Annotated in this window: 24 protein-coding genes; 7 read left to right on the top strand and 17 right to left on the bottom strand. The window is 31.5% G+C overall.

Features of this window, described 5'->3' with window-relative positions; translation table 11 throughout:
* Positions 1-4: 4 nt before the first annotated feature.
* The 13 genes from uvrB to ACO6VN_RS02385 all read right to left on the bottom strand — a co-directional run bounded on the left by uvrB (position 5) and on the right by ACO6VN_RS02385 (position 13,372).
* On the bottom strand, positions 5-1,987 hold the full coding sequence (gene uvrB, locus ACO6VN_RS02445) for an excinuclease ABC subunit UvrB (RefSeq protein WP_194201008.1): 1,983 nt from the start codon (positions 1,985-1,987) through the stop codon (positions 5-7).
* Between the two features lie 132 nt (positions 1,988-2,119).
* Positions 2,120-2,350: a DUF2198 family protein gene (locus tag ACO6VN_RS02440; RefSeq protein ID WP_194201009.1), complete on the bottom strand. Its 231-nt coding sequence runs from the start codon at positions 2,348-2,350 to the stop codon at positions 2,120-2,122.
* A gap of 8 nt (positions 2,351-2,358) precedes the next feature.
* Complete coding sequence (locus ACO6VN_RS02435) at positions 2,359-3,009, bottom strand: YfbR-like 5'-deoxynucleotidase (RefSeq protein ID WP_017000795.1); 651 nt, start codon at positions 3,007-3,009, stop codon at positions 2,359-2,361.
* Between the two features lies 1 nt (position 3,010).
* A complete protein-coding gene (locus ACO6VN_RS02430; RefSeq protein WP_017000796.1) occupies positions 3,011-3,586 on the bottom strand; it encodes a TlpA family protein disulfide reductase in 576 nt (191 codons plus the stop codon).
* Positions 3,587-3,707: 121 nt separating this feature from the next.
* Positions 3,708-4,595: a LysM peptidoglycan-binding domain-containing protein gene (locus tag ACO6VN_RS02425; RefSeq protein WP_194201010.1), complete on the bottom strand. Its 888-nt coding sequence runs from the start codon at positions 4,593-4,595 to the stop codon at positions 3,708-3,710.
* 367 nt (positions 4,596-4,962) lie between these two features.
* Positions 4,963-5,286 carry a cytochrome c551 gene (gene cccB, locus ACO6VN_RS02420; RefSeq protein ID WP_070044915.1) on the bottom strand — a complete coding sequence of 108 codons (324 nt, stop codon included), beginning with the start codon at positions 5,284-5,286 and terminating at the stop codon, positions 4,963-4,965.
* 171 nt (positions 5,287-5,457) lie between these two features.
* Positions 5,458-6,571, bottom strand: a protein-coding gene (gene prfB / locus ACO6VN_RS02415; protein ID WP_100216303.1) for a peptide chain release factor 2 whose coding sequence is annotated in 2 segments (ribosomal slippage) — positions 5,458-6,498 and positions 6,500-6,571 — 1,113 coding nt in all. Because the reading frame shifts where the segments join, the coding sequence is not laid out codon by codon here.
* A gap of 12 nt (positions 6,572-6,583) precedes the next feature.
* The gene (secA, locus tag ACO6VN_RS02410) at positions 6,584-9,115 is read right to left on the bottom strand and encodes a preprotein translocase subunit SecA (protein ID WP_017000800.1); all 2,532 of its coding nucleotides are present in this window, start codon (positions 9,113-9,115) and stop codon (positions 6,584-6,586) included.
* A 167-nt stretch (positions 9,116-9,282) separates the two neighbouring features.
* Positions 9,283-9,846, bottom strand: coding sequence for a ribosome hibernation-promoting factor, HPF/YfiA family (hpf, locus tag ACO6VN_RS02405; protein ID WP_017000801.1), 564 nt, complete (start codon positions 9,844-9,846; stop codon positions 9,283-9,285).
* Positions 9,847-9,912: 66 nt separating this feature from the next.
* On the bottom strand, positions 9,913-10,437 hold the full coding sequence (locus ACO6VN_RS02400) for a ComF family protein (protein WP_194201011.1): 525 nt from the start codon (positions 10,435-10,437) through the stop codon (positions 9,913-9,915).
* 137 nt (positions 10,438-10,574) lie between these two features.
* Positions 10,575-11,861: a DEAD/DEAH box helicase family protein gene (locus tag ACO6VN_RS02395; RefSeq protein ID WP_194201012.1), complete on the bottom strand. Its 1,287-nt coding sequence runs from the start codon at positions 11,859-11,861 to the stop codon at positions 10,575-10,577.
* 54 nt (positions 11,862-11,915) lie between these two features.
* The gene (gene fakB1, locus ACO6VN_RS02390; protein WP_216683986.1) at positions 11,916-12,779 is read right to left on the bottom strand and encodes a fatty acid kinase binding subunit FakB1; all 864 of its coding nucleotides are present in this window, start codon (positions 12,777-12,779) and stop codon (positions 11,916-11,918) included.
* Positions 12,780-12,853: 74 nt separating this feature from the next.
* A complete protein-coding gene (locus tag ACO6VN_RS02385; RefSeq protein ID WP_194201014.1) occupies positions 12,854-13,372 on the bottom strand; it encodes a hypothetical protein in 519 nt (172 codons plus the stop codon).
* Between the two features lie 81 nt (positions 13,373-13,453).
* Here ACO6VN_RS02385 and ACO6VN_RS02380 point away from each other — a divergent pair, with 81 nt between their 5' ends.
* Positions 13,454-14,104, top strand: a complete 651-nt coding sequence (locus ACO6VN_RS02380) for a YigZ family protein (protein ID WP_194201015.1) — start codon at positions 13,454-13,456, stop codon at positions 14,102-14,104.
* A gap of 2 nt (positions 14,105-14,106) precedes the next feature.
* On the opposite strand, the gene ACO6VN_RS02375 is transcribed toward ACO6VN_RS02380, so the two are convergent.
* A complete protein-coding gene (locus tag ACO6VN_RS02375) occupies positions 14,107-15,162 on the bottom strand; it encodes a glycosyltransferase family 4 protein (RefSeq protein WP_016998597.1) in 1,056 nt (351 codons plus the stop codon).
* Between the two features lie 258 nt (positions 15,163-15,420).
* Between ACO6VN_RS02375 and gdpS the strand changes: the two genes are divergently transcribed.
* The 4 genes from gdpS to pepT all read left to right on the top strand — a co-directional run bounded on the left by gdpS (position 15,421) and on the right by pepT (position 19,098).
* Entirely contained in the window at positions 15,421-16,491 is a 1,071-nt protein-coding gene (gdpS, locus tag ACO6VN_RS02370) for a GGDEF domain-containing protein GdpS (RefSeq protein WP_016998598.1), read from the top strand.
* A gap of 96 nt (positions 16,492-16,587) precedes the next feature.
* A complete protein-coding gene (locus tag ACO6VN_RS02365) occupies positions 16,588-17,355 on the top strand; it encodes a threonine/serine exporter family protein (RefSeq protein WP_016998599.1) in 768 nt (255 codons plus the stop codon).
* 14 nt (positions 17,356-17,369) lie between these two features.
* Positions 17,370-17,834: a threonine/serine exporter family protein gene (locus tag ACO6VN_RS02360; RefSeq protein ID WP_016998600.1), complete on the top strand. Its 465-nt coding sequence runs from the start codon at positions 17,370-17,372 to the stop codon at positions 17,832-17,834.
* Between the two features lie 37 nt (positions 17,835-17,871).
* Entirely contained in the window at positions 17,872-19,098 is a 1,227-nt protein-coding gene (gene pepT, locus ACO6VN_RS02355) for a peptidase T (protein ID WP_194201016.1), read from the top strand.
* 386 nt (positions 19,099-19,484) lie between these two features.
* Here the strand turns inward: pepT and ACO6VN_RS02350 are convergent, their stop codons facing one another.
* Positions 19,485-20,606 (bottom strand): glycerate kinase, encoded by a 1,122-nt coding sequence (locus tag ACO6VN_RS02350; RefSeq protein WP_194201017.1) that lies wholly within the window; start codon positions 20,604-20,606, stop codon positions 19,485-19,487.
* 101 nt (positions 20,607-20,707) lie between these two features.
* Positions 20,708-21,028, bottom strand: a complete 321-nt coding sequence (ytxJ, locus tag ACO6VN_RS02345; protein ID WP_017000356.1) for a bacillithiol system redox-active protein YtxJ — start codon at positions 21,026-21,028, stop codon at positions 20,708-20,710.
* 166 nt (positions 21,029-21,194) lie between these two features.
* On the opposite strand from ytxJ, the gene ACO6VN_RS02340 reads away from it, so the two are divergent.
* Positions 21,195-21,425, top strand: coding sequence for a hypothetical protein (locus ACO6VN_RS02340; protein WP_017000357.1), 231 nt, complete (start codon positions 21,195-21,197; stop codon positions 21,423-21,425).
* 50 nt (positions 21,426-21,475) lie between these two features.
* On the opposite strand, the gene ACO6VN_RS02335 is transcribed toward ACO6VN_RS02340, so the two are convergent.
* A complete protein-coding gene (locus ACO6VN_RS02335; RefSeq protein ID WP_194201018.1) occupies positions 21,476-22,363 on the bottom strand; it encodes an EMYY motif lipoprotein in 888 nt (295 codons plus the stop codon).
* 96 nt (positions 22,364-22,459) lie between these two features.
* On the opposite strand from ACO6VN_RS02335, the gene ACO6VN_RS02330 reads away from it, so the two are divergent.
* Positions 22,460-22,981 carry a GrpB family protein gene (locus ACO6VN_RS02330; RefSeq protein ID WP_194201019.1) on the top strand — a complete coding sequence of 174 codons (522 nt, stop codon included), beginning with the start codon at positions 22,460-22,462 and terminating at the stop codon, positions 22,979-22,981.
* Position 22,982 lies beyond the last annotated feature (1 nt).

Below are 22,982 nucleotides of genomic sequence, written 5' to 3'. Positions count from 1 at the left end.
TCAGTCACCTTTCTGCTTTTAATTCAAACAATATGTCTCTTAATTCAGATGCACGTTCGAAGTCTAAATCTTTCGCAGCATCTTTCATTTCGTTCTCTACGCGCTCAATTGTTTTCTCTCTTTCTTTCTTCGTGAGTTTCTTAGGTGCTTTTTTCTTGTCTTGTTCGTTAACTTCATCTGTTTCAACTGTAGCAGATATGACATCGCGTATTTTCTTATTAATTGTTTGTGGCGTAATATTATATTTTTCGTTATATGCTTCTTGTGTTTCTCTACGTCTATTTGTTTCGTCAATAGCTGTTCTCATAGAATCAGTAATTTTGTCGGCATACATAATGACTTTACCTTTATCGTTACGTGCAGCACGACCTGCTGTTTGGATGAGTGACCGTTCTGATCTTAAGAAACCTTCTTTATCAGCATCTAAAATTGTAACAAGCGATACTTCAGGGATATCTAAACCTTCTCTTAGTAAGTTAATACCCACTAACACATCATAAACACCCATTCTTAAGTCTCTAATAATTTCAATTCTTTCGAGTGTTTTAATTTCAGAATGTAAGTAGTTTACTTTGACTCCTGCTTCTTTTAAATAAGTTGTTAAATCTTCACTCATTTTTTTCGTAAGCGTTGTGATAAGAACACGCTCATTTTGTTCAACACGTTCGTTTATTTCTGACATTAAATCATCGATTTGATTTTTACTAGGTCTTACTTCTATGATTGGATCTAACAAACCAGTTGGTCGTATAATTTGTTCAACCATTTCATCTGTATGCTCAATTTCAAATGGGCCAGGCGTAGCTGAAACGTACACAAGTTGCTTCGTTTTCTCTTCAAATTCTTCAAACTTAAGAGGTCTATTATCTAAAGCACTTGGCAGTCTAAAACCATGTTCAACAAGTACATTCTTTCTAGCTTGGTCACCATTATACATACCTCTAATTTGTGGTAATGTAACATGAGATTCATCAATCATAACTAACCAATCATCACCAAAATAATCTAATAATGTATATGGAGTAGAGCCTTTAGGACGTAATGTTAAGTGAACTGAGTAGTTCTCAATCCCTGAACAAAATCCCATTTCTCTCATCATTTCTAAATCATAGTTTGTTCTTTGTTCTAAACGCTGTGCTTCTAATAATTTATTTTCTTTACGCAATTCTTCTAAACGTTCTTTTAATTCTTGTTCAATTCGTTCAATTGCAACTTTCATTTTTTCTTCACGTGTTACGAAGTGGGAAGCTGGATAAAATAGGAAATGTTCTCTTTCTGCTATAACTTCTCCAGTTAAATAATTCACTTCTCTAATTCTATCTATTTCATCACCAAAAAATTCGACTCTTACACATAGCTCATCACGAGATGCTGGGAATATTTCAACAACATCCCCTCTAACTCTAAATGTACCACGTCTAAAATCGATATCATTTCTAGCATATTGGTTATCTACTAATTTTCTTAATAATTCATTTCTTTCCATTTCCATGCCCTTACGTACACTCACTACTAAATCTTTATATTCTTCTGGATTTCCTAAACCGTAAATACAACTCACACTCGCAATAACAATAACGTCATTACGTTCAAACAATGAACTTGTAGCTGAATGGCGCAATTTATCTATTTCATCGTTGATAGACGCATCTTTTTCTATGAAAGTATCTGTTTGAGGCACATATGCTTCAGGTTGATAATAGTCATAATAACTTACAAAGTATTCAACACGATTTTCAGGGAAAAACTCTTTAAATTCACTATATAATTGCCCGGCTAACGTTTTATTATGAGCAATAATCAATGTCGGTTTACCAACTTCTTTAATTACATTACTCATCGTAAATGTCTTACCAGTACCAGTAGCACCTAATAATGTTTGGTGTCTTTTACCATCTTTAATACCCTTTACAAGAGATTTAATTGCTTCAGGTTGATCGCCTTGCGGAGAGTATTCAGAATGTATTTCAAAAGGAATATGTTGCATAGTAACCTCCTAATTTTCTCAAATATATAAATATATTTTAACAAATTTTTGTAAAAATAACCAAACATTTGTTCGTTCTAAGTTTATAAAAATACAAATAAGAGGAAAAATCACATTGATTTATCCTCTTATCTATCTTGATTCAATTTTATCTATTTTGAGTGCGTCCACGATATAATAACCAGCGACTAGACTGATAACATCTAACACAATAATCAACTCATCATGAAAGAACCCTTTGTAAACTGATGCACCGATAATAACAGTTGCAATCAGTAGTCCAATCCATTTATTTTGAGCGATTTGTGTCAAAACTATAACCAGTAAACAAGGGAGGAACAATGCTAGAATTGGCCAAATCATTCAATTCGTTAACTCCTTTTTGTTTCACGTTTTTCAAGAATTGTCATTGTCGTTTCTTTTAATTCAGAACGTGGAATAAATTTTTCTTGTAACATTTCCGGTATAATATTTTGAATAAAATCTTGTACTGATGATAAATGATCGAATTGCATAATTGTTTCTAATGAGCTTTCGTAAATTTCAAAAAACAAAGGTTCAGGGTTTCGTTTTTGAATTTCTCCAAAAGATTCATAAAGCAAGTCAATTTTATCAGCAACACTGAGTATTTGTCCTTCTATACTATCATCTTTACCCTCTTGTAGTCTATGTCTATATATACTTTGATATTCCTCAGGAAATTCTTCTGTTATAAACTTTTCTATCATTTCTTCTTCAACTTGAGAAAATAATTTTTTCAATTCATACGAAGCATATTTTACAGGTGTTTTAATATCACCAGTGAATATTTCGGGATAATCGTGGTTTAATGCTTTCTCATATACAAGCTTCCAATTAATTTCTTGGCCATTTGCTTCTTCAACTGTAGCTAAATATTGTGCTATTTTAGTTACTTTAAAAGAATGTGCTGCCACATTATGGTCTTGAAATTTGAATTTTCCAGGACATCTTACTAATTTCTCTAAATCTGTTAAACTTTTAAAATATTGGTGTACCCCCAAATTAATGTTCCTCCTTTAATTGTAAGACTAAGTTATTTAGTGTTTTTTCGGACAATTCTCCTAAATATACTTTTTCTACTTTCCCTTCTTTATTCACGAAAAGTGTTGTTGGTATATTATAAGATTTAAACTTTTTCAAAAAGTCTTCTTCTGCTACATATATATCATAATTTACATGAACGTCATCAATAAGTTGTTGTGCTGGTTTTCTTTTATCTTTAACATTTAAACCTATCAGTTCCACATCTTTATTGGAATGCTTAGCGTATTTAACAAGCTCGGGCATTTCTCTCTTACAAGGATCGCACCAGGATGCAAATAAATTAATAACTGTAATTTCATTTTTAGAAGTTACTTTTTTTAATTCAGTTGGTTCAAGTTTATCAAAAGTTTTCACTTTTTCATCATTAACATTTAAACCAGTTGCAGGATGACTATTTTGAAAAGTTTGTTCGCCCTGTTGTTCTTGAAATTGTTCTTTATTTTGAAACTTATTTACGTCTATCACTTTATATATACTTATTCCTATAATACTCATTAAAATTAATACTAGTATGATTTTTAACCATTTTTTCATCACTTCAAACCTCTTCAGCTTAATTTACATTTATTATATCAACTAAAGTTATAAAAAAAAGCAAATAGTTTAAATTCATAATTGAATTAACTACTTGCTTGTACATATTTAACTAAAATGACTAATGTATATAGTTGTATGCTTTAGCTGCAGAAGCTGAAATTGTTCGTGAAGAAACAACTCCTACACCTTGATAATTCATCTCTGATACTTGTAGAGAACCATCAGAGTTAACATTTTCAACGTATGCTACATGACCGTAGCCACCAGCTGTAGATTGTAATATAGCGCCTGCTGAAGGAGTGTTGTTAACTGTATAACCAGATTGTGCAGCTGCATTAGCCCAGTTGTTAGCATTTCCCCAAGTGCTTCCAATATCAGGTCGTTTACTAAATGCATAGTAAGTACATTGACCAGAAGTATATAAATTAGCCCCACCACCTGACGATGGTCTGCTATACGATACTGCAGTAGTTGGCGATTCATTATTAAACGTTGGTAAAGCGTATGCTTGGTAGTCTTCAGTATTATACTCACTACCAGTTGAAGTTTGCTCAAAAACATATCTTAATAAGCTTTCTTCTTGAGCTGATGCTTCAGGTGCGTTAATAGAAACAGTAGTTGGTTCTGCAGTAGCTTCATCGTCAGATAATTGAGCGTCTGCCGATACTAATAATGGTTTACCAACTAAAATAATATCTGACGACAAGTTATTCCATTCTTTTAATTCTGATACAGTTACATCAAATTTTTTAGAGATTTTATTGAGTGTATCTCCTTCTTGTATAACATAAACGTCATCTTTTAATATTTTTATATTTTGTCCTACTGAAACTTCAGTAGAAATTTTATTTAATTCTTTAAGATTTGAAATAGAAGTCCCATATTCCTGTGCGATAGTTGCTAATGTTTCACCTTCTTTAACTTCATGCTCTGCAGCAAAAGCTGTTGTTTGTACTAAAGATGTTAAAGCTGTAACAGATGCAAGCGTAACTAATGTCTTCTTCATGATGGTTAAATCCTCCTGAGATTTATATGTTTTTATTTATATTTATATTAATTTGAGTTTTTCTCAACTATTACTGGAAATATAATATCATAAAATCATCGCACAAATTCCATTGTTACATATTCGTAATATAAACGTTACCTTTCTATAATTTAAATTAAAAATACCTATAAAGATTATTATGACAGTATTAATAGCTAGTATTAAATAATATTAATAATATAAAATCGTCAGAAAAAAATCATTGTCGATGGAGAACATATCCAAAAACCATTTACCAATTCTTATTTGATTAAAATACAATGTAACAATTATAAAAAAAGAAAAATACAGAGTTATAAGTTACGAAAACTTATAACTCTGTATTTTATTTTTGTTCTGCTAACCATTTCGCTACTTCTTTAGCTTCTTTTTCATCAACTACTTTACTCGGCATACTACCTTTACCTTCATTGATAATTTTTTCTATATCTTGTTCTGATAGTTTAGAACCTACATTTTTCAATGATGGACCAGAAGCACCTTCTAAGTCTTTACCGTGACAGCCGACACAAGAATTATTTTTAAAAATCTTTTCCCCCTGAGAGCTATATTCTTCAGATTTACTTTCGTCCGATGAAGAATTTCCACATCCAGCAAATACTAATGAAGAAGCCGCAACGATTGAAATAATGCCCATTTTAAATCTCATGTTTTACACCCCATATTAATATATAATCACATTAATATTTTACCATGATTGTGTTTATTTTAAAACGATATTGTGTATTTTTTCACAAAACCTTAACTATTATGTTTATCAAAAAAATCAGGTGAATTTCTTGTTATTTAAGAATTTCACCTGATTTTTGTTTACTTTATTTTATGATTGCTCGTTTAATTGACTACGTAAATATGCATCTATAAACGGATCAATTTCTCCGTCCATTACTGCACTTGTATTTCCTGTTTCTTCATTGGTTCTATGATCTTTAACCATCGCATATGGATGGAATACGTAAGAACGTATTTGACTTCCCCACCCAATTTCTTTCTGCTCGCCTCTTATTTCATTTAAAGCAGCAGCTTGTTCTTCTAATTCTCTTTGATAAAGTTTAGCTTTTAACATTTTCATTGCTTGCTCTCTGTTTTTAATTTGAGAACGCTCATTTTGACAAGTAACAACGATGCCTGTTGGTTGGTGTGTAATACGCACCGCTGAATCAGTAGTATTAACGTGCTGTCCACCTGCACCGGATGCTCTATAAGTGTCTACTGATATATCTTCAGAATTAACTTCGATTTCAATTTTTTCATTATTAAATTCTGGTGTAACTTCACAAGAAACAAATGATGTATGTCTTCTTCCTGAAGAATCAAATGGAGAAATACGTACCAATCTATGAACACCTTTTTCAGCTCTTAAATAGCCATAAGCATTGTGCCCTTTAATTAATAAAGTTACACTTTTAATTCCTGCTTCATCACCATTTTGGTAATCTAATGTCTCAACTTTAAAGCCTTTATGTTCAGCGAATCGTTGATACATTCTGAGTAACATAGAACCCCAATCTTGAGATTCTGTTCCGCCAGCACCAGGATGTAATTCTAATATCGCATTATTCTCGTCATGCTCTCCATTTAATAATAGATTCAATTCAAATTGTTCTATATCTTTATTAATTGTTTTTAAGTCAGACTCTAAAGCTTTATGCATATCTTCGTCATATTCTTCTTGTAGTAATTCAATCGTTGTATACAAATCTTCAATTTGATTTTCTAAATTATAAAAATCATTTACAACTGACTTGAGTGCATTATTTTTATTAATAATTTCTTGTGCTTTATTCTGATCATCCCAAAAAGAAGGATCAACCATCATTTCTTCATATTCTTGTATGTTTGTCTCTTTATTTTCTAAGTCAAAGAGACCCCCTGATGTTTAATAATTTTTCATTATGCTTATTTAAAATCTGTTTAATTTCCGTTAATTCCATAATTTAACTCCTTTACGCTTTACCGTGACAATTTTTATATTTTTTGCCGCTTCCACAAGGACAAGGGTCATTTCGACCTACTTGTTCATCTTTAACAATCGGTTTAGGTTTTACTTTTTCTTTACCGTCGTTTGCTCCAACGTGTTTAGCTTCACCAATTTCAACTTGTTGACGTTCTACTTGTTCACCGCGGTCAATTGTAGCTTTTAAAATATACTTACTTACTTCGTCTTCAATGTCACTTAACATTGTTTCAAATAATTCTAAACCTTCATTTTGATATTCACGCAATGGATTTATTTGACCATAAGATCTCAAGTGAATACCTGTACGTAATTGATCCATCGTATCGATATGATCTGTCCATTTACGGTCTATCGTTCTTAATACAATCATACGTTCAAATTCAGACATTTGATCTCCGAATTCTTCTTGTTGATGTTTATATTGGTCTTTAATTTTCTCAAGTACAATTTCTTGGATATCTTCATAGTCTCTTCCACGGATATCATCTGCTTTAATTACACCAGGTTGTAGATAAGAATCTTCGATGTATTGAACAAGTGCTTCATAATCAATATCATCTTCATTAGCAGATAAATGATAGTTTATACCACGTTCAAGAGAAGATTTAATCATACCTTTAACGATATTTTCGACATTATCATTTTCAATAATATCATTACGTTCACCGTATATAATTTCACGTTGTTGTCTTAAGACATCATCATATTCTAATAGACGTTTACGAGCATCAAAGTTATTACCTTCAACACGTTTTTGAGCAGACTCTACCGCTCTTGAAACCATTTTTGATTCAATAGGTGTATCATCATTCATACCTAGTCTGCCCATCAATGATTGCATGCGTTCAGAGCCGAATCTCACCATTAATTCATCTTGTAACGATAAATAGAATCTACTTTTACCAACGTCACCTTGACGTCCAGAACGACCTCTTAATTGGTCATCAATACGTCTAGATTCATGTCTTTCTGTACCGATAACTGCTAGTCCACCTAATTCTATAACGCCTTCGCCTAGTTTAATGTCTGTACCACGACCAGCCATGTTTGTCGCGATTGTAACAGCGCCTTTTTCACCAGCGCTTTGAATAATTTCCGCTTCACGTTCATGGTTTTTCGCGTTTAAAACATCATGTCTTACGCCTTTTTTCTTCAGTAAGTTCGAGATATATTCACTCGTTTCAACCGCTACTGTACCTAATAGTACTGGTTGACCTTTTTTGTATAATTCGATGACATCTCTAACTACAGCATCAAACTTACCTTTTTGAGACGCAAATATCATATCTGCTTCATCTTTACGTTGAATAGGTCTATTAGTAGGAATTTGAGTTACAGTCATATTATAAATGTTTCTAAATTCTTCTTCTTCCGTCTTAGCAGTACCTGTCATACCAGATAATTTATTGTACATTCTAAAGAAGTTTTGGAATGTGATAGAAGCCATTGTTTTAGACTCATTTTGAATTTCTAATCCTTCCTTAGCTTCAATAGCTTGATGCAATCCATCTGAGAAACGACGGCCCGGCATTGTACGACCAGTAAATTGGTCAACAATCATTATTTCACCGTCTTCAACAACATAGTCCTTGTCTTTAAACATCGTACGATTTGCTTTTAATGCAATGTTGATATGATGCATTAAGTTTACATTTTTAACATCGAACAAGTTATCTATTTTAAACATGCGTTCTGCTTTATCAATACCTTGTTCAGTTAACGTAATCGCTTTTGTCTTTTCATCATACGTAAAGTCATCTTCATCTTTTAACATTTTAACGAAAACATTTGCTTGAGTATAAAGTGTCGTAGATTTTTCTGCTTCACCAGATATGATTAACGGTGTTCTCGCTTCGTCAATTAAAATAGAGTCGACTTCATCGATAATCGCAAAGTTTAATGGTCTCATTACACGGTCATCTTTGTATGTGACCATGTTATCTCTTAAATAGTCAAAGCCTAATTCATTATTCGTACTATACGTAATATCTGCAGCATATGCCGCTCTTTTTTCTTCTGTACTTAAAGAATTTAAATTCAAGCCTACAGATAAACCTAAGAAGTTGTATAGCTTTGCCATTTCTTCACTTTGGAAGCTAGATAAATATTCGTTTACTGTAACAACATGTACCCCTCTGCCACTCAGAGCATTTAAATATACAGGCATTGTTGCTGTTAACGTTTTACCTTCACCAGTTTTCATTTCTGATATATCACCACGATGAATTGCAATACCACCCATAACTTGTACTTTAAATGGTGTCATGCTAAATACACGTGTAGAAGCTTCTCTTACGATTGCATATGCTTCTGGAAGTATTTTATCTAAATACTTTTCTTGTTTTTTATAATCTTCTATCTCTGCCAATTCTTTTTGGTATTGTACTGTCTTTTCTCTTAATTGGTCATCTGTTAGTTTTGCAATTTCGTCTTCAAAACCGATGACTTGATCTGCTAATTTTGCAAGTGATTTTACAACTCGCTTATTACCATCAGCTAATTTTGATAAAAAACCCATTTTGTTCTCTCCTTCAACTAGGAAACTAGTAATCTTACAACAATATATCATAACACTTTTATTTCTGTTTTTATACTATTTAAGATTACCACCTCTTTTAACGAAAAGCTATTATTACACAAAGAAAACTGACACAGAAGTTCTGCATCAGTTTTCGGTTTATTCATTTATTGTATTGATGTTTCAATTAAACCATATTTACCGTCTTTACGTTTGTAAACTATACTTGTTCCATCTGTTTCTGCATCTGTGAAGATGTAGAAATCATGACCTAGTAGATTCATTTGTAAAACAGCTTCTTCAGAATCCATAGGTTTCAATGCGAACTGTTTAGAACGAATAATTTCTATTTCACTATCGCTTTCTTCATTTTCCTCCGGATAACCAGGTTCAGTAGTAGCGAATATGTCTTTTTCTCGTCCTTTATCACGATACTTTCTGTTTACTTTTGTTTTGTACTTACGCACTTGTCTTTCTAATTTGTTAGTTATTAAGTCGATTCCAGCATATAAATCATCATGTTTTTCTTCAGCTCTTAAAGTAACTTCTTTCAACGGAATTGTTACTTCAACTTTACTACTTGAATCCTGATAAGTTTTAATTTTAACATGAGCTATCGCTTCCGGGACATTTGTAAAGTAACGTTCTAATTTACCTACTTTGTCCTCAATATAATTTCTTATCGGATCAGTCACTGTGATGTTTTCACCATGAATTTCAAATCTGATCATAAAGCACCGACTCCTTTAATGCGCTATTCTCTTTGTGTTTCTTCCTACCATTATTTTACCATTATTTTATCCTCTTGCAAATGTTAAGGCATCTACTTTTCTGATTTTTCTAACAAATAGATGCTCGGCCATTTGATGTATTGTTAGACCCGTCGTATAGATATCATCTACTAGTAATATTTTTTTATTTTCTAAGTTTATTTCGCCGATTAATTTAAATGGATTATTTTGTTCTGACCTTTCTTTTTTCGACAAGCTAGCTTGTTTTTTTCGTTCTTTTGTTTGAAATAGTTGTGTATAAGGTATGTTTTGTTTATCTAATACGTACGCAACATGATCGAAAGTTCTATTTCTTAGTTTATTATCATTAATAGGTGCTGGCACGATTAAATCATAATTTTTAATTATCTTTCTAGGTATTTGAAATGTTTCGTACAATGCTAAATCTCCAGAAAATTTATATTGATGCATCAATGTTTTAATGAAAGTTTGATAATCATAAAGTGTATGTAGTTGATTAATTAACTTATAACTTTGAGATAACCACATACAATCTAAACATTCATGTTCATCTTCTGATAATATTTTCAAACATTTTGTACATCTTCGTACATTATGATTGAACGTCAACTTTAACCGGCAAGATTGGCATATATTTTGAGTTTGATTAAATAAATTCAATAAATTTATCGATTCATTTATTGAATTTTGACAGATTAAGCATTTTTTCACTTTAACCATCCTCTTTCTTTAGCAAGTTTATTCATGCTCATAATTTCTTTTCTTGCTAAGTCCATTTCTTTAGTTATCCCTTTGTTGTAACATATTACGCTTCCTGTCGGATTAGAAGTCTTTCTACCGACTCTTCCTGCAATTTGAATAATAGCACTTGAAGTAAACATATCTGTTCGAATAATTACAACATCCAACGCTAGTAACGTAACACCTCTCTCTAAAATAGTCGTTGTAAACATGATATCAACTTCATTATTTCTTAAACGACTAACTTTCTCATGTCTTTCTGGATCTTGACTCGATACACATTCAATCTTTGAAAAGTACTGCGTATATAGTTTGAATACAGATTCCATATAATTAATATCGTGGAAAAATACAAATGTTTTTCTGTTTTCATTAACTTGTCTTTTTAAAAATTTTATTAATTTATGATTTATTTTTGTTGTCTTAACAATATTATAATGAAATTCTGGTACAGGTAGAGGGTGTCCGTGATAGCGTGCAGGTAAAGTTATTATTTGATGTTCTTTGAAAAGTGAACGCAGTTGTTTGTTAGGAGTAGCAGTTAAATAAATATGACTAGATAGTATACGAGTTGCTTTACTTATCGTTGTCATTAACTGATTGTCCATTTCTAACGGAAATGCATCAACCTCGTCAACGATTACCACATCAAAATGTTGATAATATCTCATCAACTGATGAACTGTAGATACAATAAAGGTGCTGTTAAATTTAGCAAACTGTCCTTCATATAATAAATCTATTTGTTCATCAACAAAAGCCTGTTTCAACCTTAAATATACTTCTTTAACAACATCTACTCTTGGAGAGACAACAGCCACGTTATAACCTTTACGTCTTGCTTGAGAAATACCTTCAAAAATCATTTCTGTCTTTCCTGCACCTGTAACTGCGTGCAATAGCAATGGGGAATGTGACAAGATAGCTTCACTAACCTTTTGAGAAGCTAGTTCTTGTTGAGGACTTAATTTAAAATCTAGTTTAAAGTATCCGGATGTCTCTTCTCTGTGACTTTCTATCACGTATATATTTTTACAACTTTGAACTTTACCAAGTTGAATACAACTTCTACAATAAATAGTTTCTTTATTACAGTGGTAACAATAATAATGATAGAACATCCTTTGATCAGTATTTGTACATTGATTACATATATACTTATCATTTACCATTGTAACCCCTGGTAAAGTTTTTAAAATTTTTCCATCAGTAATGTCACTTAAATCATGACAAATACGGCCATAATATTTCATTTTACCTCCAATAAAAAAGCACAAAAAGCATATGCTTTTTGTGCTGATATCATATTATTTTGTTAAATCGATTGGTGTTGTTGTATAGCCTACACCTAAAGAGCCTTCTCCTAAATGTGTTCCGATGACAGGACCAAAGTAACTAATAATTACATTTGCTTTTGGAAACTTTTCTTTTAGTTGTTTCTTCCAAGCAAGTGCGCCTTCTTCATCATTGGCATGTATAACACAGATTGAAACTTCCGAAGACTGGTCTATTTCTTTAGCAATTTGTTCTTCGATTCGTTTCATTGCTCTTTTTTTCGTTCTAACCTTCTCATAAGGGACAATTTTAGTATCAACAAAATGAAGTATAGGTTTCACCTGTAACATTGTGCCTACTAAAGCTTGAGCGCCATTAAGACGTCCGCCCTTTTTAAGGTTGTTTAAATCATCAACTATAAAGTATGCATTTGCTGCTTGTTTCATTTCTTCTAATTGCTTTAAAATGCTATCAAGCGGCACATTCTCTCGAATAAGTTGACTAGCTTTCAACGTGTAAAAGCCTTGAACCATACAAGATATTTCTGAGTCAAATGGATGTACTTTTATACCTTTAACCATAGAGTTTGCAGTAATAGCACCTTGGTAAGCACCGCTAATACCACTGGATAGATGAATTGCAATCACATCTGTATATCCTTCTCTTTCCAATTCTTCTAATAACGCTACATAGTCTCCAATTGTAGGTTGAGAAGTAGTTGGTAGCTGTGTTTCATTTCTCATTCTTTTATAAAAATCTTCCGTATTTAAATCTATTAATTCTCTGTATGTTTCATCTTTAAAAATCACATTTAAAGGGATTATTTTAATTTGATATTCATCAATATAAGCCTGATCTAAATATGCTGTCGAATCCGTTATTACAGCAATTTTCATAAAATTTTTCCTCCTAGATTCTCTTCCATAAACATCATATCTAATAAACAGATATTTGAAAAGTACTTTATCTATTAAATTGCTGCTTGTGCCATTTTAGAATACTTATAAGTGTTGTCTTTCTTAACAAGTGTTACGACTTCATTAAATGATTTTTTTTCATCATCTCCACCACTTTTCGGGTGAGCTGTAGTATCTACATTATAAAACACAACAACCTTATCTTTTTCTTTTTCTAAAAATTTAATATTAGAAATTTTTTTATCAAATTTATAATCTTTAAGCGTATCTTGTAGAACTGACTTTTCTTCTTTGACATCTAACTGTTTTGAATCATGATCTATCGTATCAATATACTTATCTACATTACCTTCGTTTAAAGATTTTCTATTTTTCTCAATCGCATCTTTAACAGCTTTCTCTGTATCTTTATCTACCTCAATTGTTTCTTTCGGATTGCCTTTATCATCTAATAATACACCTTGGCTATCGTCTTTATCCTTCGTTTCTTGTTTAGGTTCATCTTTAGAACCACACGCCGCTAATATTAAAGTCAAAGCTATACATAAAAATATTAATTTATTCTTCTTCAATTGATACAATCCTTTCCCGTCTAATTTCAATAGTATATAATATATCGTAACAGATAACGATGTAAAGGGAGAAGTTTTAACATGGCTGAAGGACTAATTACTATAAAAGCACCGCATGAAACTGAAATAATAATAAATAAATCTAGATTTATAGCGAGTATTCACCCGGCCGAAACAGAAGAAGAAGCTAAAGCATTCATACAGCAAAAGAAAAAAGAACATCATTCAGCGACTCATAACTGCTCAAGTTACGTCATCGGACCAACTATGCTCACACAAAAAGCCAATGATGACGGAGAGCCTTCTGGAACTGCTGGTGTACCAATGCTCGAAGTATTAAAAAAACAACAATTACATAATGTAGTTGTTGTGGTTACCCGTTACTTTGGTGGCATAAAACTTGGTGCCGGAGGACTTATCAGAGCTTACGGAAGTGCAGTAAGCCAAGTGATTAATGAAATCGGTCGTATCATCTTACTTGAAGCTATACCGTTTGAAGTCACTTTAGATTATGATCAAACGGGCCGTTTTGAATATGAATTACAACAAACAGAATATATGCTCGTTGATACAGCCTACACTGATAAAGTGAAATATACGATACACGTGATTGCCACAAAAGAAGAAAACTTTATAAATTTCTTAGATGAAATTAATCAAGGAAAATACGAATTAAATAGAGAAGAAACTATTGCCTTACCGTTTCCATATAACAAAGAAGAAGAACGCTAAATTTAGCGTTCTTCTTTATATTTAGACCGTGTTAATAAATTGAGTATAGGTCTGTAATTAGGATGTATTAAACCTGTAAATTCTACGATTAATTCAATTGTAATTAAAATCATAATAAACATCATCAATACACCGTATGGCGGTGATAAGTATAGTATAACACTAGATATGCTAAACAATATAGCAATCATATAGATTAATACTACTGTCTGTCTATGTGTATAGCCTAAATCCAATAACTTATGATGTAAATGTGATTTATCTGCCTGTACTATGGATTGCTTATTATGTAATCTTCGAATTATAGCAAACAACATGTCTATAAATGGTACTGCTAAAATAACCATCGGGAAAAATAGTGATATTAATGTAATGTTTTTAAAACCTAATAGTGATAAAACACCAATAATATAACCTAGCAATAATGCACCACTATCTCCAAGAAATATTTTTGCTGGATGCGAATTGAAAACTAAAAATCCTAATAACGAACCAATTAACACGCTACATATCATCATTATGAAAATATTTTGTTGTAATATGGCAATAAATCCAATCGTTACAAGCGCAATACACGAAATACCTGAAGCTAGACCATCTAATCCATCTATTAAATTAATTGCATTCATAACTGCGACTACCCAAAATATAGTCATAGGTATACTAAATATGCCGAATTCTATAACAATTCCAAAAGGCAATGTTATAAAGTCTAATGTAACACCATTTAATACAACTATAAGTGAAACTGCTATTTGTCCTGCAAGTTTCACCAATGGTTTCATATCGTATAAATCATCGACTAAACCAATTAAATAAATAACAATTGCGCCTAATATAATAGGTATTATTTCATGTTCAACTGGTTTGCCCCACCATAACCCGATAAGAAAAGATAGCAAAATAACTGTTCCGCCCAATACTGAAACTGGTTTAGTATGTACTTTTCTTACATTAGGCATATCAACAGCACCTATTTTTTTAGAAAGTACAATTACTAAAGGTGTAAGTATTAAGCTCACAATCATCGTTAATAATATTAATTGCAAAGTAAACATGGATTCACCTTCATCTTATAATTGAAGAATAATGTTAATAAAACATTTCTTTAAGAATATCAAAATTTCAGCTCACATGCTATAAAAACCACTGCATCCCATATATTCCCAATTGTTTTAGTAGTAAATATTCCGATTTTAATTCCTACAAGCTGTGAAAAATGAAACTTTTTTTCCGAAAATACTTGTTATATCGTGACAAACGTCATCTAATAGATTACAATATCATATGGCTTATAAAATGAAGGATGGTGCTATATGATACAAGCAATTATATTTAATATTTCTGTAACTATTGCGTCTTTTTATCTATACCATCGCATCCAATATAGTGAAACTAGAACCGTAAAATTTTCACAAAATTATATCACCATTCTAATGACTGGTGTTTCGATATTGTTAATATCCAACCCTATTCAATATCATGATTATGTTATCACGTTAAGCTTTATCCCGTTATTGTTCTTAGGTAGATTTACAAATTTATTTTATACCTCATTCAGTGCAGTCATCATTTTGCTAGTAGATATGTTTATATTCAACACACCATTTTTAGATGACTTACATCTACTCATAATAGCAGTAGTAGTTGGTATGATTGGTCCATTTCTTAAACAAAGTGATTTTGTTAGCATACAATTATTATATTTGATCAGTATCCTTATTATTGTTATTACTTTAATATTCTTAAACCCTGATTCATGGTTGAATGAATGGTTGTTTCTCGTACCAATTTCCTTTATCCTTAGTATTATTAGTGCGAGTGTTTATCGCGATATATGGATTCTTAAAAATCTTATTTCTCGTTATGAAAATGAAGAATCAGTCGATTATTTAACTGGATTAGGAAACGTAAAAGAATTCGATAGATATTTAAATAGAACAACTGAACTCGTTACTGAACAACAACAATCTATGGCATTGTTGTTAATTGATATAGATGGATTTAAAGATGTAAATGATGAATATTCTCATACGGCTGGTGATGCAGTGCTCAAGCAAATGTCCCAATTACTCATTAATTACTTGCCTAAAGATGTAAAAGCATTCCGTAACGGAGGAGAAGAATTCTCTATTATATTGATTGATGAATCATTAGATAGTGCGATTAAGTTAGCCGAAAGTATTAGAGATAGTGTGCAACAATCAACGTTCCATTTACCTAACAAAGACACAATAAAACTTTCTGTCTCCATAGGGGTCGGCTATTTAACAGAAGAGGATAATAAATCTAAAAGACGTGTATTTAAAGACGCGGATGATATGTTACATGAAGCGAAATTACAAGGTCAAAACAAAGTAATGTTCAATCCAATTATTAAATTATAAACTAAACATAGAATTGCCTATTGCAATTCTATGTTTTTTGTTGAATTGTTGTTATATAAGGATTATATTTTATTCATTGCGAACATGGAGGTTATTATGGAAGAATTAAAGGACTTCACGATAATAGATGAGAATAAAATAATCGATGTCGTTATGACAGCAGGACGCATCCTTTTGGAAAGCGGTGCTGAAACATATAGAGTTGAAGACACAATGGCTAGAATCGCAACGAGTTATGGCTTAGAAAATACACATAGCTTTGTAACTTCCACAGCAATTATTTTCTCATTAAATGATAGAACTAACACTAGATTGATAAGAATAGATGAAAGATCGACAGATTTAGAGAAAATATCTCTGACGAATCAAATTTCCAGAAAGATTGCAAATAACGAATTATCGATAGATGAAGCTAAATCTGAATTGATACATTTACACCATGCTGCTTTACAATTTCCTTTTTGGTTAAAAGTTTTGGCAGCAGCTATTGCATCAGCATGTTTCTTACCTATGTTTGGCGGTAAACAACCTGATGTTATCCCTTCATTTATAGCTGGTGGTACTGGGTATTTAACAATGGCAATTGTACATAATACGATACGCATTAAATTTTTTACTGAATTTATTAGTTCATTAATTATAGCTACAATAGCTACAATAAGTGTCAATTTCTTTTACGGAGATAATTTAAGTTTAATTACTATTGCCTCTGTTATGCCACTTGTACCAGGTGTTCTTATTACAAATGCAATAAGAGATTTGATGGCTGGTCAATTATTAGCTGGTATTTCTAAAGGTGTAGAAGCGGCTTTAACAGCATTTGCAATCGGTGCTGGCGTAGCAATTGTATTATTACTAAGTTAAGGAAGGTGCTATGAATGTTAGATTACATTTATCAAATACTATTAAGTTTTACTGCAACATTATTCTTCTCTGTCATTTTTAATGCGCCTAGAAGACTTCTAATTGCTTGTGGTGTTGTTGGCGCCATAGCTTGGATGATTTATACTGTTTCTTTAGACTTCGGTATTGATAAAGTTCAAGCTTCGTTCTACGGGAGTTTCACTTTAGCTATCATGAGTCATATCATGAGCCGCTACTATAAACGTCCGATGATTATTTTTATAGTGGCTGGTATTATTCCTTTAGTTCCCGGTGGTTTAGCTTATGATGCCACTAAAAACTTAGTTATTAATAATTATGATGTAGCTATCAATACGTCATTACAAGCTACACTAATATCTGGAGCTATTGCGTTTGGTATTTTAAGTTCAGAAATTGTCTTCCAAATTTACATTCGTACTAAGCAATTTTTTGCTTCTAAGAAACAAAAAAGCGTATAATAAGTAAAGTAAATAGAAGTAAAAGGGAGAGAATAATGTGAAACAACGTCTAATTGATCGATTAGAAAGATATGTAATGATAGACACACAAGCAGATCCAAATAGTGCAATAACACCTTCTACTGAAAAGCAATGGGATTTAATTAAACTTCTTGAAAAAGAAATTAAAGCACTTAACCTTGAAGTAACAGTAGATGACAAAGGGTATTTAATGGCTACATTACCATCTAATACCGATAAAAAGGTTCCTACTGTTGGTTTATTAGCACATATTGATACATCACCTGATTATAATGCTACAAATGTTAATCCAGTAATTGTAGAAAATTATAACGGGGAAGATATTCAGTTAGGTCAGACAGAAAAAGTGCTTAGCCCAAATACTTTCCCACAATTAAAAGATGTTATCGGGCATACATTAATGACAACTGATGGCACATCATTGCTAGGTGCAGACGATAAAGCTGGTGTCGTAGAAATTATGGAAGCTATTATTTACTTAATTGATCATCCAGAAATCAAACACGGTGACATCCGATTTAGCTTTACGCCTGATGAAGAAATTGGTAAAGGGCCACACAACTTTGATGTAGAACGTTTCAATGCTGACTTTGCTTATACAATGGATGGCAGTTTAGAAGGCGAACTACAATACGAAAGCTTTAATGCAGCTATGGCTGTTGTAGAAGTTAATGGTGTTAATGTTCATCCTGGTTCAGCTAAAGATGTTATGGTCAATGCTAACACGTTAGCAATGACTTTTAATGAACAGTTACCAGCTGATGAAGTACCTGAACATACTGAAGGATATGAAGGCTTTTACCATTTAATGCAAATGGAAGGTAACGTTGAAAAAGCAACATTACAATATATTATTCGTGACCATGATAAAGCACAATTTGAACGTAGAAAAAATCATTTGTTAGATATTGCAAAAAACTTAAACCATCATTATGATGAAGAATTAATTAAAGTTCAAATCGATGATCAATATTATAATATGGGTGAAAAAATCAAATCTCATCCTGAGCTAATCGATATACCTGAGAAAGTGATTAAATCTTTAGGTATTACACCTGTAATAGAGCCGATTCGTGGTGGTACTGATGGTTCTCAACTTTCTTATATGGGCTTACCTACACCAAATTTATTTACTGGTGGCGCTAATTTCCATGGACCATTTGAATATGCGTCTATTGATGTTATGGAAAAAGCAGTACACACAATTGTAGGTATCGTATCTGAATTCGAAAAACAATCTTAATAAAACATACTAAGATTAACTAGGTAGAGAAATCCTAACTCAAAATAAATAAGCATATCACTTAACTGATTGTTTCAGTTTGAAAGTGATATGCTTATTTTTATAAAATCTACGATTTTGTTCGTGAATGCTTGCCTAGGGTATGGTTCGAGCCTGTAGTCTCGCTCCCATACTATTCCCTCAGGCGTCAGCACTTTACAAAATCGTAGAAAATACCGCGCTAAAGGGCTTGTTTACATGCACTAGTTCATTAGAAAATGTAACAGGCTTGTCTTAAGTTTCTTGCCCGTTAGAGGCTCCACTCTCTTATTATTCATTATAAATAATGAGATACTCGCGCTTATATAACAAAAATCCGAAACATTTGTTATGTTCCGGACTCTTAATTATAAATTGCTTTTCAATAATCTTAATGCTTGTGTCGTTAAATGTCTTAAGGCTATGCCCATTTCTAACTCAGTCATCGTATATTGATCTTTGTTTAGTACTTTAAACATTGCTGTAACTTCTTGTTCAATATATTTATCGAATTTTTCATCTGTTGCACAAACTGCAATATTAACTTTATTGTGTTTATGACATAATTCTGCAATTCTTACTGAAGTCGTCTCGAGTAATTGTTGGTTCGGTTTTAAACCTTCCCCAAACACAACAAAATCAGCTTGCTCAATTAATTGATCTAAGTATGTTAGTTCGTTAACAACATCTCCACCAGTTACAAGTTCGCCATCCCATAGACAATTTAACATAGCAGCTATACCGCTACCAGATCCGCCTCTTTCTTCTTTACCTAATAATGTTTTATGCTGACTCTTAAACAGTTCACTTATATACCATAAAGCATTATCTATATCTGTAGCCTCTTCTAACGTGATATGATTTAATTCACGTTCTTTCATAACTCGACTATTTTTACCATAATATTTAGATTCAAAATCTGTAATGACTTTAATTTTTTTATCTTTCAAACGTTTATCTAAATCATATAAGTCTATTGTTCTAATATATTTAATCCATTTAGCGCCCTTGCTTAAATCTACTAAAGCACCTTCAGCATCATAAAACTTTGCGCCAAGTGCTTGAATCATGCCTAGACCACCATCATAACTTGCAACGTTACCTACTGATATAATCATTTCATTAGTATTTTCTTTAAGCGCTTCATTAATCATTTCACCTAAACCGTAAGAAGTGGTTTCACTTGGTCTAATTGTTTCTTCATTTGAAGTTAACACTTCACCCGCTTCTATAACCGTTATGTTATTACCAGTAACTGCATAAACTGATGTCTTAGGGTTCATATATGCATCATGATGATCTACCGAATATTTCGTGCCTGATTGCCATAATAATATTGAATCAATAACTTCTCTTTGACCATTAAATAAAGGTACTTGCACTATATCCGCTTCATTAAATTGAGACTTTATCGCTTCTTCTACAAATCTATTTGCATGATAACTTGATAAAATACCATCAAATTCATCCATCGCAACTAATACTCTCATATTTTTCACCTCATGCTTTTTATCATAATTCATTATACTGTTTTTTTCTCTATTTAACAAAAAAACAAACAGTCAATATGACTGTTTGTCTTATATCATTATTACTCTTCTGCTTTCGATAAACTTGCTACTGTGATATTATCATGACTTGCATCCCACTCGGCATTCCCGTTTATAAAATAAAAAGCCTGTGGTGATTCATGTTTGACGCCAGTTTTGTCAGCTATATAATCAGATAATTCTCTTTCTTCTTGAACAATTAAATAATAACCGTCCATGTCTCTTTCATATAAGAATTTATTAAATTGATCATACGCACTTGCCGAAATAGGACAAGTACTGCTGTGTTTCATTACAAATACGTTTGGGTTATCATTGAGTACTTTTTCAAATTGATCGATGGAAGTTAATTTCACGACCATTTTAATTCACCTCTATCATAATTTAACCAATACAATTGAACACTATAACATCATTCCTTTTATATGGCAAATTCTATTTTTATCTTAATTATGTTTACCCGTATTCTTTGATATTAACCACTAGTTAATTTTGATATACTATAATTACAATAAGGAGGTGCTTTATTTGACCAAAAATGTAACACCTACCCTCATTAAGAGATGGGGAATGATTGATACGATTAATGCATGTTTACTTATTATTTCTATTCTGTTTTTATTCGATTTTAAAAACCAACCTGCATTATCATATATCTTAATTATCGCATTTTCGATTTGGGTTATCTCTTTAGTAGGTAAAAATATATACTTATCACAAACTAAGAAGAAAGAATCCACCGTTAAAAAAGAAGAATAAAAGAAACACACCGATACAGAATAAACTTTTATTCTAATATACGGTGTGTTTTATTTTTCTAATCTATCAATAGCTTTATCATACTTCTCGTCTTTTCCTAAGTACGCAACTTTACTGTTAAAGTCATCCGGGGCTTTTATTTTTTGAAGTTTTTCTTCAATAATAATACCTCTTTTTCGTTCCTTATAATAATCACTTAAAGTGTAATACATTTCAATCTGAGATTGCCTCATTTGATTCACTCTATTGGATTTAATATTTGTTTGATTAAGAGCTTTTACATACTTAGATATGCTCGGAATGATTTTATCATGGATATACTGTGATTTCTCTTTCACACTATGCGCTTCATTTAAATACTTAGCTTTATTATTTAAATCGTCACTATTTTTATCTATTACTGATACTAACGCTTCATAATCCTCTTTATCTTCAGAGCTATCTTTAGCTTTACTAGCATTTTTTTCAGCTACTGCTTTATTTTTCTCAAATACCTCTGTATATTCTAATATTTTCTCATTAGATCTGATAGATTTTTCGAATAGCGATATATATTCATTTAGCTCTGAAATAGAGTCTTCTCTCTTTTTAACATTGCTAACATAAATATTATGTGCATCTTTTACTTCTTGTGTACTCGGCTCGATATTCTCAGCTTGTTTTTTAAGACTCTTAACTTCAGGTAAGACTTCTTTATCAAGTTCTTTATGAAGCTTATTCAATTCTTTATGTTTTTCAGCTGTTACTTCAGTGCCTACTAGTTGATCTAATTTATCTAAATTTAATTGATTAATATTATCAAGAATTGTGTCTTCTTTTTTATAAATAGGTTTCATATCTCTTTTATACTTTTTAAGATCTGAATTTACCTCATTACTACAAGCTGCAATAATTAATACAAGTACAAATAACATTAAGTAGAGTAATTTTATTTTCATCATTGCACCTCTGTTTCACTTGTATTATACATAATATCATGGATAATTAAAATGTTATATATTATATTCTTATTATTGATTAATGGAAGTGTTATTATGTTAAAAAGACCTCAACCGTTCATTCAATTACAATCAACAAAAAATTTTAAAGCAAAATATATAAAAATTCAACAACTATTGTTTAGCCTATTAAATACACCTATACAAGATGTTTATCATATAGGTGGCACGAAACAAACCCGTTATACAACTGAACTTATCTTAGATGTACTTGTTACCGTGCGTTCATTACATGATATTACTAGCTTAGATGAAAAGAGATTAAACTATCACAACATATATAGATTACACCACACTTATAAGAAGAAAATTATGATGGCTCAATTTAAAAATATGATTACATTAAGACAAATTGTGCGTATACATATTGTTGAACAAAACAGTCAAATGTTATATGATTATTTAACTGTAGATGAACTTTTAAATCACGACAACTCAGTTATAGACTCATTTCAAAGTTTTAAAACAAACACTATAAATAATAATAAAAGTGTAAGAGAATATGAGAACAATAAGCAACAATGGTTTCAACAACTTATTGAAAAACATTGCTCATAAG

The organism is Mammaliicoccus sp. JADD-157 (assembly GCF_049310805.1).
Lineage (GTDB): Bacteria > Bacillota > Bacilli > Staphylococcales > Staphylococcaceae > Mammaliicoccus > Mammaliicoccus lentus.
The sequence above is the reverse complement of the archived record's forward strand: the minus strand, read 5'-3'. Positions and strand labels throughout refer to the sequence as shown.

What these genes read in the sequence shown, in the direction of transcription:
- ACO6VN_RS02350 (WP_194201017.1), bottom strand. Translation starts at nt 20,606, where the DNA reads ATGAGAGTATTAGTTGCGATGGATGAATTTGATGGTATTTTATCAAGT.
- fakB1 (WP_216683986.1), bottom strand. Translation starts at nt 12,779, where the DNA reads ATGAAAATTGCTGTAATAACGGATTCGACAGCATATTTAGATCAGGCT.
- ACO6VN_RS02335 (WP_194201018.1), bottom strand. Translation starts at nt 22,363, where the DNA reads ATGAAAATAAAATTACTCTACTTAATGTTATTTGTACTTGTATTAATT.
- ACO6VN_RS02440 (WP_194201009.1), bottom strand. Translation starts at nt 2,350, where the DNA reads ATGATTTGGCCAATTCTAGCATTGTTCCTCCCTTGTTTACTGGTTATA.
- ACO6VN_RS02365 (WP_016998599.1), top strand. Translation starts at nt 16,588, where the DNA reads ATGGAAGAATTAAAGGACTTCACGATAATAGATGAGAATAAAATAATC.
- ytxJ (WP_017000356.1), bottom strand. Translation starts at nt 21,028, where the DNA reads ATGGTCGTGAAATTAACTTCCATCGATCAATTTGAAAAAGTACTCAAT.
- ACO6VN_RS02375 (WP_016998597.1), bottom strand. Translation starts at nt 15,162, where the DNA reads ATGTTTACTTTGCAATTAATATTATTAACGATGATTGTGAGCTTAATA.
- ACO6VN_RS02380 (WP_194201015.1), top strand. Translation starts at nt 13,454, where the DNA reads ATGGCTGAAGGACTAATTACTATAAAAGCACCGCATGAAACTGAAATA.
- ACO6VN_RS02395 (WP_194201012.1), bottom strand. Translation starts at nt 11,861, where the DNA reads ATGAAATATTATGGCCGTATTTGTCATGATTTAAGTGACATTACTGAT.
- ACO6VN_RS02330 (WP_194201019.1), top strand. Translation starts at nt 22,460, where the DNA reads ATGTTAAAAAGACCTCAACCGTTCATTCAATTACAATCAACAAAAAAT.
- cccB (WP_070044915.1), bottom strand. Translation starts at nt 5,286, where the DNA reads ATGAGATTTAAAATGGGCATTATTTCAATCGTTGCGGCTTCTTCATTA.
- uvrB (WP_194201008.1), bottom strand. Translation starts at nt 1,987, where the DNA reads ATGCAACATATTCCTTTTGAAATACATTCTGAATACTCTCCGCAAGGC.
- gdpS (WP_016998598.1), top strand. Translation starts at nt 15,421, where the DNA reads ATGATACAAGCAATTATATTTAATATTTCTGTAACTATTGCGTCTTTT.
- ACO6VN_RS02425 (WP_194201010.1), bottom strand. Translation starts at nt 4,595, where the DNA reads ATGAAGAAGACATTAGTTACGCTTGCATCTGTTACAGCTTTAACATCT.
- ACO6VN_RS02360 (WP_016998600.1), top strand. Translation starts at nt 17,370, where the DNA reads ATGTTAGATTACATTTATCAAATACTATTAAGTTTTACTGCAACATTA.
- secA (WP_017000800.1), bottom strand. Translation starts at nt 9,115, where the DNA reads ATGGGTTTTTTATCAAAATTAGCTGATGGTAATAAGCGAGTTGTAAAA.
- hpf (WP_017000801.1), bottom strand. Translation starts at nt 9,846, where the DNA reads ATGATCAGATTTGAAATTCATGGTGAAAACATCACAGTGACTGATCCG.
- ACO6VN_RS02430 (WP_017000796.1), bottom strand. Translation starts at nt 3,586, where the DNA reads ATGAAAAAATGGTTAAAAATCATACTAGTATTAATTTTAATGAGTATT.